General features: G+C 46.0%; 11 protein-coding genes. 6 read left to right on the top strand and 5 right to left on the bottom strand.

The features are described from left to right. Positions 1 to 30 precede the first annotated feature (30 nt). Both ACVLR6_RS08840 and ahpF read right to left on the bottom strand, forming a co-directional pair. On the bottom strand, positions 31 to 375 hold the full coding sequence (locus ACVLR6_RS08840; protein WP_005178845.1) for a hypothetical protein: 345 nt from the start codon (positions 373 to 375) through the stop codon (positions 31 to 33). A gap of 193 nt (positions 376 to 568) precedes the next feature. Continuing rightward, positions 569 to 2,134: an alkyl hydroperoxide reductase subunit F gene (gene ahpF, locus ACVLR6_RS08835; protein WP_005179083.1), complete on the bottom strand. Its 1,566-nt coding sequence runs from the start codon at positions 2,132 to 2,134 to the stop codon at positions 569 to 571. 296 nt (positions 2,135 to 2,430) lie between these two features. Here ahpF and ACVLR6_RS08830 point away from each other — a divergent pair, with 296 nt between their 5' ends. After that, the gene (locus ACVLR6_RS08830) at positions 2,431 to 2,652 is read left to right on the top strand and encodes a DUF1653 domain-containing protein (protein WP_005178842.1); all 222 of its coding nucleotides are present in this window, start codon (positions 2,431 to 2,433) and stop codon (positions 2,650 to 2,652) included. Between the two features lie 24 nt (positions 2,653 to 2,676). Here the strand turns inward: ACVLR6_RS08830 and ACVLR6_RS08825 are convergent, their stop codons facing one another. After that, positions 2,677 to 2,886 carry a KTSC domain-containing protein gene (locus ACVLR6_RS08825; RefSeq protein ID WP_005178841.1) on the bottom strand — a complete coding sequence of 70 codons (210 nt, stop codon included), beginning with the start codon at positions 2,884 to 2,886 and terminating at the stop codon, positions 2,677 to 2,679. Positions 2,887 to 3,166: 280 nt separating this feature from the next. Between ACVLR6_RS08825 and ACVLR6_RS08820 the strand changes: the two genes are divergently transcribed. Beyond that, positions 3,167 to 4,267 carry a zinc-binding metallopeptidase family protein gene (locus ACVLR6_RS08820; RefSeq protein ID WP_455995013.1) on the top strand — a complete coding sequence of 367 codons (1,101 nt, stop codon included), beginning with the start codon at positions 3,167 to 3,169 and terminating at the stop codon, positions 4,265 to 4,267. A 47-nt stretch (positions 4,268 to 4,314) separates the two neighbouring features. On the opposite strand, the gene ACVLR6_RS08815 is transcribed toward ACVLR6_RS08820, so the two are convergent. Together ACVLR6_RS08815 and ahpC are read right to left on the bottom strand one after the other, a co-directional pair. Next, on the bottom strand, positions 4,315 to 4,791 hold the full coding sequence (locus tag ACVLR6_RS08815) for a hypothetical protein (RefSeq protein WP_005178836.1): 477 nt from the start codon (positions 4,789 to 4,791) through the stop codon (positions 4,315 to 4,317). A gap of 156 nt (positions 4,792 to 4,947) precedes the next feature. Next, entirely contained in the window at positions 4,948 to 5,511 is a 564-nt protein-coding gene (gene ahpC, locus ACVLR6_RS08810) for an alkyl hydroperoxide reductase subunit C (RefSeq protein WP_005178834.1), read from the bottom strand. A gap of 466 nt (positions 5,512 to 5,977) precedes the next feature. On the opposite strand from ahpC, the gene hrpA reads away from it, so the two are divergent. The 4 genes from hrpA to cysS all read left to right on the top strand — a co-directional run bounded on the left by hrpA (position 5,978) and on the right by cysS (position 13,362). Continuing rightward, a complete protein-coding gene (hrpA, locus tag ACVLR6_RS08805; protein ID WP_455995010.1) occupies positions 5,978 to 9,895 on the top strand; it encodes an ATP-dependent RNA helicase HrpA in 3,918 nt (1,305 codons plus the stop codon). A gap of 30 nt (positions 9,896 to 9,925) precedes the next feature. Next, the gene (locus tag ACVLR6_RS08800; RefSeq protein WP_016659123.1) at positions 9,926 to 11,041 is read left to right on the top strand and encodes a beta-ketoacyl-ACP synthase III; all 1,116 of its coding nucleotides are present in this window, start codon (positions 9,926 to 9,928) and stop codon (positions 11,039 to 11,041) included. Between the two features lie 10 nt (positions 11,042 to 11,051). Further along, complete coding sequence (locus tag ACVLR6_RS08795) at positions 11,052 to 11,813, top strand: lysophospholipid acyltransferase family protein (protein WP_455995007.1); 762 nt, start codon at positions 11,052 to 11,054, stop codon at positions 11,811 to 11,813. 127 nt (positions 11,814 to 11,940) lie between these two features. Then, the gene (cysS, locus tag ACVLR6_RS08790) at positions 11,941 to 13,362 is read left to right on the top strand and encodes a cysteine--tRNA ligase (protein WP_455995004.1); all 1,422 of its coding nucleotides are present in this window, start codon (positions 11,941 to 11,943) and stop codon (positions 13,360 to 13,362) included. Positions 13,363 to 13,372: the final 10 nt, after the last annotated feature.

Genomic DNA, 13,372 nt, shown 5'->3' with positions numbered 1-13,372 from the left:
GGAAGGGAGCTTTTAGCGAGGAAGTGAATTTTATTGCTGGGCTTCTTCACGCACGTTCGCAGCACCTTGTTCAACAGCACCGGCTGCGGTTGCAGTTGCATCTTTGGTGGCTTCCTTGGTTTCATCCCAAGCCTGACTGGTTGCCGCAGCGGCATTATCCGCGGCCTGATCTAACTCTGCAGCAGCTTCATCCGTTGCAGCATCCATTTCAGCTGAAGCTTCTTCAGCAGCACCGGAAATATCATGACCTGCCTGTTCAGCAGCATTTTCCAGATGCTCGCCAGTGGTTGCACCTGTTTCAGGCGCCTGATCACGGTTACAGCCCACTAAAGCAACGGTAGCAGCAAGACCTAAAGCAACAAGTAATTTATTCATTGTCATATTCCTTTTAATTCTATTCTCAAGGCAAATATCCACAACAGCAGTGAATATTCAAAAATATAAACCAGTTCCGATCTGGCAATGGATAACAAATTGTTGATTAAATGTAAGAAAATGAAATACAAAAAAAGCCTATAGCGTAGTGCACGCTATAGGCTTGTGGTGTTCTAGAGTTAATTCAGCAGAATTATTGCCCCGAACGGATGATGTAATCAAAGGCAGACAACGATGCTTTCGCGCCTTCACCTGTGGCAATGATGATCTGCTTATATGGGACTGTAGTACAGTCACCCGCCGCAAATACACCTTTGACGTTGGTTTCGTTGCGGTCATTAATCACAATTTCACCACGGTTGCTCAGCTCAACTGCTGTTTCTTTCAAGAAATCGGTATTTGGTAACAAACCGATCTGTACAAAGATCCCCGCCAGTTCAACCGTATGCTCTTCATCCGTTGCACGGTCTTTGTATTTCAGCGCTGTCACTTGTGAACCATCACCGACCACTTCTGTCGAAAGCGCATTTTTAATCACTGTGGTATTTGGCAAGCTGTTTAGCTTGTCTTGCAATACCTGATCCGCACGTAACTTGGTATCAAACTCTACTAAGGTCACATGCTCAACAATACCCGCCAAGTCAATCGCCGCTTCTACACCCGAGTTACCCCCACCAATGACTGCAACACGTTTGCCTTTGAATAAAGGACCATCACAGTGTGGGCAATACGCCACACCACGGGTACGGTATTCTGCTTCACCCGGAACGTTCATCTCTCTCCAGCGTGCACCGGTTGAAAGCACCACAGTTTTCGATTCCAGTTTAGCACCGTTTTCTAAGGTCACTTCAACTAAACCGTTGGCTGTTTCATCTGCACCTTTAATGTCAGATACACGTTGTAGGTTCATGATGTCGACACCGTATTCACGTACGTGTGCTTCCATTTCAGCGGCAAATTTTGGACCTTGGGTTTTCTTGATTGAAGTGAAGTTTTCAATGTCCATGGTGTCCATCACCTGACCGCCAAAACGTTCCGCCACGATACCGGTGTTAATGCCTTTACGTGCTGCATAAATCGCTGCAGTGTTTCCAGCAGGACCACCACCAATCACCAGTACATCGAACGCAGCTTTGGCATTCAGCTTTTCCGCTTCTTTGGCTGCAGAGTTGGTATCTAATTTGGCGATGATTTCTTCCAAAGTCATACGACCCTGACCGATGTGGTTACCGTCCTGGAATACCATAGGTACCGCCATGATCTTACGTTCTTCCACTTCATCCTGGAAGAATGCACCATCAATCATGGTGGCAGTAGTACCCGGGTTGTAAATCGCAATCAGGTTCAATGCCTGCACCACGTCTGGACAGTTATGGCAGCTTAACGATACGAACACATCAAAGTCCGATTGGATGCCCAAGTCTTTAATAGAAGCTAATACTTCATCAGACACTTTTGGTGCATAGCCCGAAGTTTGTAACAATGCCAGAATCAAAGAGGTGAACTCATGGCCCATTGGCAAACCTGCGAAGAATACACGCGGTTGCTCACCGGCTTTGGCGACACCAAAGCTTGGTGCACGTTTGTTGTTACCATCGAAGCGTGCAGTCACCTGATCAGACAGGGCGGCAATTTCAGTTACCAGTTCTTTGATTTTGTCTGATTTGTCAGAGCTATCTAAAGTGGCCACTAATTCGATTGGACCTTCAAGGCGTTCTAACAAGGCTTTTAATTGGGCTGTGGTATTTTGATCTAACATTGCTAACGTCTCCAGAGGAGTAAAATGTATTTGATAAAGACATGATAGGAGAAAATATTTAATTGGTGAAACGGTTTGTTTTTATCAAAACAATCGGTTTTTTAAATCAAATAATAAAAATCATGTATTTATGCAGAAGTTGCACATAAAAATGTATGGCTTTATCTTCTAAGATGTGGCTTGTCACTGGAATTTTCAAGAATTGACAATAAGAAAATCAAAGATTTTCTATTTGTGACTAAAACTAGGCATTATCCTGAGCAATTGCATTTAAAATTACAAAGGTGAGTATCAAGATGAGTTTAAGCCGAGGCATTTATCAGCATTATAAAGGGCAGTTGTATCAGGTGTTGCATGTGGCCACGCACAGTGAAACCGAGGAAAAGCTGGTGGTCTACCAGTGTTTATATGGTGATTATTCCATTTGGGTTCGACCACTGAGCATGTTTACCGAATCGATCAGTCTGGAAGATGATCGTGAATTACCGCGTTTTAAACTGGTTCAGGAAATGATGTGAGAGGTGAAATTGCTGCACCTCAATTCAAGGTCGCAACGAGACCTTGTTAAAGTGTAAATCGTACTCCAGATATTTTTGCACAAAAGCAGCTTTATCATGACTGCGTAGCAGATTGTTATAGATAAATTCTGGCACAGGATGATAAAGCTCTGCCAACCCATTGTTATAAAATATTTTTAAGTAGCGCGTTGAGGTATTGTATTTGCAGAAGGTTACAGTCAGGACAGTTTCCATTAGCCATTCCTCCTTTATTGTGTTTGGAATCGTTATAGTTTGACCATATGCCAAATGCAGAGCCGGATGTATTACTGATTTGTAAGAATTTTCAACTTTATCCGCGAAAGTCGAGTGTTGTGTGCCAACACTCCCGGTCAAAGCGCAGCGTATGGGGACAATCTGCACCACGGTTGCAGCAACACTAAACATTCACTGCAAAAAACTACACTCAGAAAAATCAGAATCTTCTAAGCTTAGCGGCATCTCTGTAATAAAAACAATCGACTGAGCCATTCTCATGCAACTTTTTCAGTGCAGTTATTGTCAGCATCCGATTTATTTCGACAATACCCAGTGTACCGTGTGCCAGCATCATTTAGGTTTTGATGCGCAATATATGCATATGCTGGCGTTGCAACCGGGTCAGCGGGCAGGGGAATTTGTTGAAGCGGTCACGCAAAAGGCTTACCGTTTTTGCCAGAATCATCAGCATCAGGTCTGTAACTGGATTATTCCGTTTGACAGTCCAGAGCCGTTTTGTCCGGCCTGCCGTTTAAACCGGATTATCCCGGATTTAAACCAGCCGCAATATTACTACCGCTGGCAAAAAATCGAGCTGGCCAAGCATCGTCTGGTTTATGCCTTGCTGCGCTGGAATTTACCTTTACTGAGCAAGCTGGAAAGTCCTGAACGTGGGCTGGTATTTGATTTTAAGGCCAATCCGAATGATGATCGTGCTCCCAAAGTCATGACCGGCCATGCCAGCGGGGTGATTACTTTAAATATTGCCGAAGCCGATGATGTCGAGCGGATGATGGCCAAGCAGAATATGGCCGAAGTGTACCGGACTTTGCTGGGGCATTTCCGGCATGAAATTGGCCATTATTATTGGGATGTTCTGGTGGCGAACAGTGATTATCTGGCACGCTTTCGGCAACTTTTTGGGGATGAGCGCGCCTGTTATCAGCAGGCGGTGAAGGACTATTATCAGCACGGCGCACCAAGCAACTGGATGGATGCCTATATTAGTGCCTATGCCACCATGCATCCGTGGGAAGACTGGGCGGAAAGCTGGGCGCATTATTTACATATTGTTGATGTGCTGGAAACGGCAACTTCTTTTGGCATGAGTATTCATCCGCAAATTGTGCATGAAGAGCAGCATTTTATGTACTTCAAGCAACGTGAAAATCCGTATTTTTTGACCGACTTTAACGAGATTTTTCAGGCCTGGTTGCCAGTGGCTTTTGCCATGAATAGTGTGAATCGGAGTATGGGGCAGGAAGATTTTTATCCCTTTGTGATTAGTCCGAAGGTGATGGAAAAATTACAACTGATTCATCAGGTGATCCATGGTTTGCCGCCAGTTTCGGACAATCCAATTCCTGTAGATGGTTAATGCTTGATCCATCATCAAACCCTCATCTATCATAAAATCATCCCACCTTATAAACGGCGGCATTGTCCTGTTTTATCGCCCTGTACCGTGTTACGTCCACCCACCGGTGGTGTCGCGTTATTTTCACATTCCAGATTGCCATCGACCTGATTACGGCTAATATTCAGCGTACCCCGATTGTTTTTGAGCTGGATATTGCCATTTACACGGTTATTGTGCAGCTGGGTCAGCTTGCCGCGTTCCAGTTGAATATTGCCTTCAATGCGGTTATTGGTCGCCACCAGCTGTGCAAAACGGCCTTTGGATTCCAGATTGCCATCAATATGGCTGTTTCGGAGAATGGCTTTGGCACCATCGGCCAGCATGACATTGCCATCGACCTGCACATTAATTAAGGTGCATTGCTTGCCAACGAAAATATTGTCGGAAATCGAACGATCTTTTAAGCTGCCGCTACACTGCACATCAGCCCAGGCCGGCAGGGACAGGGTGGTGAATAAGGCTGCAATTAATAGGGTTTTCATCGGTCTATCCATAGCGCATTTTTCAGTAGCTTAATCAACGCAGATGAAAATAAAAAGAATCTACAGCAGCTAAAATTGAGTAAAAATGTAAGTGCCTCAATAAAAAAACCACGCGATCAAGCGTGGTTTTTTTCAATCAGTTTAATCTAATACAGATTAGATTTTACCAACTAGGTCGATTGAAGGAGCAAGTGTTGCGTCGCCTTCTTTCCATTTTGCTGGGCAAACTTCACCTGGGTGAGCGTGAACGTATTGAGCAGCTTTTACTTTGCGAAGAAGTTCTTGCGCGTCACGGCCGATACCACCCGCGTTGATTTCGATGATCTGGATTTTGCCTTCTGGATCGATGACGAAAGTACCACGATCAGCAAGACCGTCAGCTTCAATTAATACTTCGAAGTTTTTAGACAGTGTCCAAGTTGGGTCGCCAACCATTACGTATTGGATTTTTTTGATTTCTTCTGAAGAATCGTGCCAAGCTTTGTGCGTGAAGTGAGTGTCAGTAGAAACTGCATAGATTTCAACGCCTAATTTTTGGAATTCAGCGTAGTTGTCAGCAAGGTCACCAAGCTCAGTTGGGCAAACGAAAGTGAAGTCAGCTGGGTAGAAGAATACAACTGACCATTTGCCTTTAAGATCAGCTTCAGTTACTTCAACGAATTGACCGTTGTGGTAGGCATTTGCTTTAAATGGTTTAACTTCAGTATTAATTAAGCTCATCATTGTCTCCATGATTGAGGTTTGTTTTGAATTTCAATTAGATTATAGAAATTTGCTTTATTGCTGAAATGGTATTTTTACATTACCACCATCGGAAAAACCGAATTGATGATTGTTTAAGCCATATTCAGGCGGTGTGTATTATTATGTAGCCGAAAAATATGATGACCACATGACAATTAAAAAGTACACCTTTTTCATTCCTCATCAAACATGATGTCAAGCTCGGTAAAATTCAAGGGTAAAGCAAAAATATTTTTTATTTTTAGGCAGACTGCTTGGAAATGTTCGTCATCGTCACAATCTAGAAGCCACCGTACTCAGTTTGCGGACAGCGGATTCGCTGCAAAAGCAGACAGGCTGGAGGGTCTGTTCGTTCATTTCATGGGCGGATTCTTCCGCTGGCTGTCATTACAGCGTAAAATAGCCGATTGATATTTTTTATTTAAATTAGGAATCTTGTTCTGTGCAGAGTCATTTAAATGTAGATCAACTCGTTATGGCGCGTGACCGCCATCGTTTAAATCGACTGCGTAAAGGAAAAGATGCAAACGAAAAACAATATTCTGAGCTATTTGAAAAATCCAATCTGAAAGTTCGGGAACGCTTGGGCCGTATTCCAAACATCAAGCTGAATCAGGACTTGCCGGTGACCCAATACGCCGACAAGCTGGTTGAGGCAATTCAAAAACATCAGGTGATTATTGTGGCGGGGGAAACCGGTTCGGGGAAAACCACCCAGCTGCCGCAAATTGCCATGCTGGCCGGGCGCGGTTTAACCGGTCTGATTGGCCATACCCAGCCGCGTCGTCTGGCCGCGCGCAGTGTCTCGCAGCGGATTGCCGAAGAAGTCGGTGAAAAACTTGGTGAATCCATTTCCTTTAAAGTCCGTTTTAATGAACAGGGCTCGCAGGATTCGCTTGTCCGCTTAATGACCGATGGTATTTTATTGGCAGAGCTGGCCAATGACCGTTACTTAAGCAAATACGACACCATTATTATTGATGAAGCGCATGAACGTTCACTGAATATTGACTTCATCATGGGTTATTTAAAGCAGCTGTTGCCACGGCGTAAAGATCTCAAAGTCATCATTACCTCAGCGACTTTGGACGTAAACCGTTTCAGCAATTACTTCAATGGCGCGCCGATTTTTGAAGTCGAAGGGCGCAGCTATCCGGTTGAGGTACGTTACCGTCCCATTTCCGAACTGAGCATTGGCGGCAGTGATGATGATGAGTTTGATGACTTTGAAGAAAACCTGCCGCGTGCAGTGGTGCAGGCGGTGGAAGAATGCTTTGCCGATGCACAGGAAAAAGGTCATCCTGAACATGCCGATATTCTGGTGTTTGCCAGCACCGAGCAGGAAATTCGTGAATTACAGGAAACCTTGATCAAGCATGGCCCGCGCCATACGGAAGTGTTGCCGCTATATGCACGTCTGGCCCTGGCCGAGCAGCAGAAAATCTTTAATCCATCGGGCGGTGGCCGACGGATTATTATTGCTACCAACGTCGCGGAAACGGCGTTAACTGTACCGAATATCCGCTATGTGATTGACAGTGGTTTTGCCCGGATTTCACGTTATAACTATCGTTCACGTGTACAGCGTCTGCCCATTGAAGCAGTTTCGCAAGCCGCAGCCAACCAGCGTAAAGGCCGTTGTGGCCGTATTGCACCGGGTGTCTGTATCCGTCTGTATTCGGAAGAAGATTTCTTAAGCCGTCCGGAATTTACCGAACCGGAAATTAAACGCACCAACTTAGCTTCGGTGATTTTGCAGATGCAAAGTCTGGGCCTCGGTTCGCTGGAAGATTTTGATTTTATCGAGCCCCCAGATCATCGACTGGTCAATGATGGTCGCAAGCTTTTGATTGAGCTTGGCGCAATGACGGAGAAGAAAGCGAATCCGTCTAAAGCGACTGACGAAAATAATAATCTCCCTCTGTCTAAAAGAGGGGTTGGGGGAGATTCCTTAACCAAAATTGGCCAGCAAATGGCAAAAATGCCGATTGATCCACGTCTGGCACGAATGATTCTGGGCGGGGCACATTTTGGTGCCTTAAATGAAATTCTGGTAATTGTGGCGGCACTGGCGGTGCAGGACCCACGGGAACGCCCGGCCGACAAACAGATGCAGGCCGATCAAAAACATGCCTTGTTCCGTGAAGCCGATTCCGATTTCCTGTTTTATCTCAAACTCTGGGATGCCTTGCTGGCCAATCGTGACTTGAGTGAAAACAAGCGCCGAAGCTTTGCCCGTAACCATTTCCTGAGCTGGTTACGTTTACGTGAATGGAAGAAAACCCATGAGCAGCTGGTCGATCTGGCACAGGGGTTAAAACTGTCTTTCAATGAAAAGAAAGCCAGTTATGAAAATCTGCACCGGGCTTTATTAACCGGACTGTTATCGTTTATTGCCAATAAAACCGATGAACGTAATGTGTTTATGGCAGTGCGTCAGCAAAAAGCGCGGGTTTTCCCGGCCTCAACCTTGCATAAGACCAATACCCCGTGGGTGATGGCTTTTGAGATGGTGGAAACCTCGCAGGTGTATTTGCGGACCCTGGCCAAAATTGAGCCGGAGTGGATTCTTCTGGCGGCGCGTGATCTGTTAAAACATCATTATTTTGAACCGCACTGGTCGAAAAAAGCCGGAGTGGTCAATGCCTATGATCAGATTTCACTGTTTGGTTTAATCATTGAACCGAAACGTCAGGTGAATTATGAAAAGGTCGATCAGCCGGCGGCGCATGAGATTTTCCTGCGCGATGCCTTGACTACCGGTAACTTGGGAATTATGCCGCCGTTCTTAAAGCATAATTTACTCAAACTGGAAGAAGTGGAGCGGGTCGAAGACAAGCTGCGCCGCCGCGATCTGGTGGTAGATGAAGAAACCATCTATCAGTTCTATGCCGCAAAAGTGCCGACAGATGTGGCCAGCCGCCGTTCTTTTGAAGACTGGCGCGCGACCGTCGAGCCGAAAGAGCCACGTTATTTATTTGTTGATGATGATGCCTTGTGGCTGAATGATCGCCCGACCACGCAGCAATTCCCGGATTATCTGCGTAATGGCGAATTGCGTCTGGCGGCCAGCTACCGTTTTGATCCGAGCCATGATGAAGATGGCGCAACGGTAAAAATTCCGGTTCAGGCCCTGCCACAGGTCGATGAAAACATCTGGTCCTGGGGGATTCCGGGCTGGCGTGAAGAGCTGATTGAAGCGCTACTGAAAGCCTTACCGAAAGATAAACGCCGTAACCTGGTACCAATTCCGGATACTGCGCGCAAACTGACTGCGCGAATTGATGCGACACATCTGCGTGAGCATATTTTCAGCTTCCTGGCTTTTCAGCTGCGCGGCGATCAGATCACTGAAAAAGACTTTAGCTTTGAACGGATCGATCAGTATCTGCTGCCGTTTATTAAAGTGATTGATGAAAAAGGCCGGGTCATCGAACAGGGCCGTGACCTGAGCGAGCTGAAAGCCCGCTGCCGTACCGAAACCCATAGTCCGGTGAAACAGCTGAAAGGTGAATTTAAAACCTTCCCGGACAACTTTGTGTTTGAAGCCTCGCAAAAAGTCACTGGTGTGGTGGTCAAGCAGTATCAGGCGCTGGTACCGACCAAAGACTTTGCTGCGCTGGAACAGAAAGATGAATCGGGTGTGGTGATTCAAACCTTTAATGATCAGGCAGAGGCTATTAAACAGCATCGGGCCGGGGTGATTCGCCTGATTCATATGCAGCTGGGTGATTTAATCCGCCAGCTGAAAAAACAGATTTCTAAACCGCTGGCGCTGGCTTATTCTCCGTTGGGCGATAAAGCACAGCTGGAACAGATGCTGGTCTATGCCACCTTGCAGATATCAATTGATGACTTGCCAGTCAACGCTGAACAGTTCCAAACGCTGCTACTTGAGGTAAAAAAATCATTCCTCAGTCATGGACAGAAAGCGCTGTTCAGCTTTAATGAGATTTATATTCAATGGCAGGATATCCGCCGTAAACTGCTGATGCTGGATGAGTCGGTCTTTGCCAAAAATATGGATGATATTGAAGATCAGCTGGACCTCATGAACCTGGCCGATTTCGTGTATAACAAGCCAGCAGACGTCTGGAGCGAATATCCACGTTATCTGAAAGCGCTGGTGCTGCGTTTGGAACGTTTGCCGAATAACCTGCAACGTGATGATGCCGCCATTGTGCAGATTGACCCGTGGATGGACAAACTGTTCAAGTTTAAAAATGACAGCCGCTTGAAAGAATTGTACTTTATGGTGGAAGAATTGCGCATCTCGTTATTCTCGCAGCCAATGAAGACCAAGATGCCAATTTCGCCAAACCGGCTACAAAAAGTATGGGAAAAGCTGGGAATCGGTTAAGATAGAGAGAATTTCAAAAAGGAGTTTTACATGGGCATTCGCATTACCGGTACGGGCTTATTCCATCCTGAAGATGTCATTACCAATGAAGAGTTAGTTGAAAGTTTAAATGCTTATGTGGAACAGTATAACTCGGCCAATGCTGACAAAATTGCAGCGGGCGAGTTAGAAGCACGCCGTGGCTCAAGTGCAGAATTTATTGAAAAAGCCTCTGGCGTGAAACGTCGCTACGTGTCAGAGAAAACCGGTCTGCTTGATCCAAACCGTTTACGTCCACATTTAAAAGAACGCGCTGATGATGAAATCTCGCTTCAGGCCGAGTGGGGCGTAATTGCAGCCAAACAGGCAATGGAAAATGCCGGTGTCACGGCTGAAGACATTGATGTGGTGATTCTGGCCTGCTCGAATATGCAGCGTGCCTATCCGGCGGTGGCCATTGAAATTCAGACTGCACTCGGGATTCAGGGCTATGCCTATGACATGAACGTGGCCTGTTCAGCAGCAACCTTTGGTTTAAAACAGGCGTATGATGCCATTAAAAGCGGTGCGCGCCGTGTCTTGCTGGTGAATGTCGAAATTACATCGGCACACAATGATTTCCGTTCGCGTGACAGCCACTTTATTTTTGGCGATGTTGCCACTGCGTCAATTATTGAAGACACCGACAGCAAAACCGGTTTTGAAATTGTGGACACTCAGTTATTTACCCAGTTCTCGAATAACATCCGTAACAACTTCGGTTTCCTGAATCTGTCTGAAAATGCCGATATTGATGACAAGCGTTTCCGTCAGGACGGCCGTAAAGTCTTTAAAGAAGTGTGTCCACTGGTTGCGAAAATGATTACCGCGCAGCTGGAGAAAAATGCGATTGCACCAGCCGATGTAAAACGTTTCTGGTTGCATCAGGCCAATGCCAGCATGAACGAACTGATTCTGAAACTGGTGGTTGGTAAAGCGGCTGCGGAAGCAGATCCGGCGTTGGTGCCAATTATTCTTGATGAGTTTGCCAATACTTCATCTGCCGGGGTCATCATTGCCTTGCATCGTACTGCGCATGAAGTGAATGATGGCGAATATGGCGTGTTATGTTCATTTGGTGCCGGCTACTCGGTGGGCTGTATCCTGGTACAAAAACACGTGGTTTAAGGGGCAGAGATTGCAGGTCCAGCATGATGCAAAATGGATCAAGACGCTGAGCGCCTTATCTAAACGCTATTTCACGCCGACCTTTTTAGGCAGTGAATATATTGATGCATCCCGACCTGCCATGTATGTGGGCAATCATTCCCTTTACGGGATTTTTGATGCCCCCGTCATTATTGATTATTTGTTCAATGAACATCAGGTGGCTGTGGTTAGTATTGCCGACCACAGCCATTTTTATTTGCCGATCTGGCGCGATATTGTCAAAAAGTTCGGCGCAGTCGATGGCCAGCGTGAATATGTGCGTGCCTTGATGCAGCAGGGCTATTCGATTCTGGTCTTTCCGGGTGGCGGACGTGAAGTGCTGAAACATCCGGGTGAGCAGTATCAATTGATCTGGAAACAGCGCTACGGCTTTTTACAGTTGGCACAGGAATTTCAGTACGACATTATTCCTTTTGCTGCCTTTGGCCCTGATGATATTTTCGAGTTTGGTTTTGATGCCAGAACCGTGGTGCAGCATCGTCTGTTTCAGAAACTGCTCAAAGTCCCTCAACTGGATAAATTATTACGTCATGGCGATGTGATTCCATCATTACCGAAACACCTGATTCCCAAGCGGGTACCTTTTTATTTTCAGTTTTTGCCACCGGTAGAGGTCGGGCAGAGATTAGGTTCTGAAGATTTGACCACGCTGCGAGAGGAAATCACTCAGCAAATTTACCAGAGCTTAGCGCAGCTAAAAGCCCGTTCAACTGGGCACTCATCCTCATAATAGCCGGGTTGTGCCTGAGTTTAAGCCCGCATAAGTGATTTTTGATAAAAATAACGAGAAAACTTTATGAAAAATAATGCTTAGGTTAAGATGAACCATCCTTTTATTTGAAGTCTTTTGAACAGCTATGCAACCATTTGTTCTCTATAACTCAGAGCAGCGCAAAAAAGTAGAATTCGTGCCACGCGTCGATGGACAGATCGACATGTATGTCTGCGGTATGACCGTGTATGACTACTGTCATATTGGTCACGCGCGTGTCATGGTTGCATTTGACTACATCATCCGTTTCTTGCGGAGTCAGGGCTGGAAAGTCAAATATGTACGCAATATCACCGATATTGACGACAAAATTATCAAACGTGCCAATGAAAATGGCGAGAGTATTACCGCTTTAACCGACCGCTTTATTCAGGCCATGAATGAAGATGCAGAAAACCTCGGCTGTCTGGCTCCGGATGAAGCACCGCGTGCCACTGACTATATCGACCAGATGCAAAACATGATTGGCAATCTGGTTGACAAGGGCACCGCTTATCCGGCTTCAAATGGTGATGTTTATTTCCAGGTTGAAAAATTTGCAAAATATGGCCGTTTATCCGGTCGTAAACTGGAAGATATGCAGGCTGGTGCTTCAGAGCGTGTCGATGTCGAAGTAGAGAAAAAACATCCATTTGACTTTGTGCTCTGGAAACATGCCAAAGAAAATGAACCGGCCTGGCCATCACCGTGGGGCAAAGGTCGTCCGGGCTGGCATATTGAATGTTCGGCGATGTCGACCTGCTGCCTGGGCAATCATTTTGATATTCATGGTGGTGGTTCAGACCTGATGTTCCCGCATCATGAAAATGAAATTGCCCAGTCTGAAGCCTCTACCGGTGAGCAGTATGTTAATTACTGGATGCATGTGGGCTTTATTAATGTCGATGGCGAGAAAATGTCAAAATCGCTCGGCAACTTCTTCACCATTCGGGATGTGATGGAGAAATTCCATCCGGAAGTGATCCGTTATTTCATCGTGTCTTCACACTATCGTAGTCCGGTGAACTTCTCGGATGTAGCACTAAAAGAAGCCAAGACGGCGCTGTCCCGTTTCTATCATTCATTTAAAGCCTATCGGGCCGTGTATGGCGACAAGCTGTTAGAAACGCTAGATGACACATTGGTCGAACGCTTTAATACCGCAATGCGGGATGATTTTAATACCGCGGAAGCGATTGCAGTGCTGTTTGAAGTGAATAAAGAACTGAACCGCGCGGTGAAAGAAGAAAATGCCGAACAGGCAGCACTCTTCTATGCTACCTTGCGTCATCTGACCAATATTCTTGGTTTGGTACAGCACAATGTCGATGAATTCCTGAAGTCAGACATTGGCCAGGATGCACTTGGTTTATCTGAAGAACAGATTGAAGATCTGATTCAACAGCGTAAAGATGCCAAAAAAGACAAAAACTTTGCCCGTGCCGATGAAATCCGTCAGTCTTTGCTCGATCAGGGCGTAGTGCTGGAAGATACCCGTCAAGGTACCGTTTGGCGTCGTGCTGATTAAATCGCCACTT

This window comes from Acinetobacter sp. T63, assembly GCF_053852345.1.
This window is presented reverse-complemented; position numbering and strand designations above follow the sequence as displayed.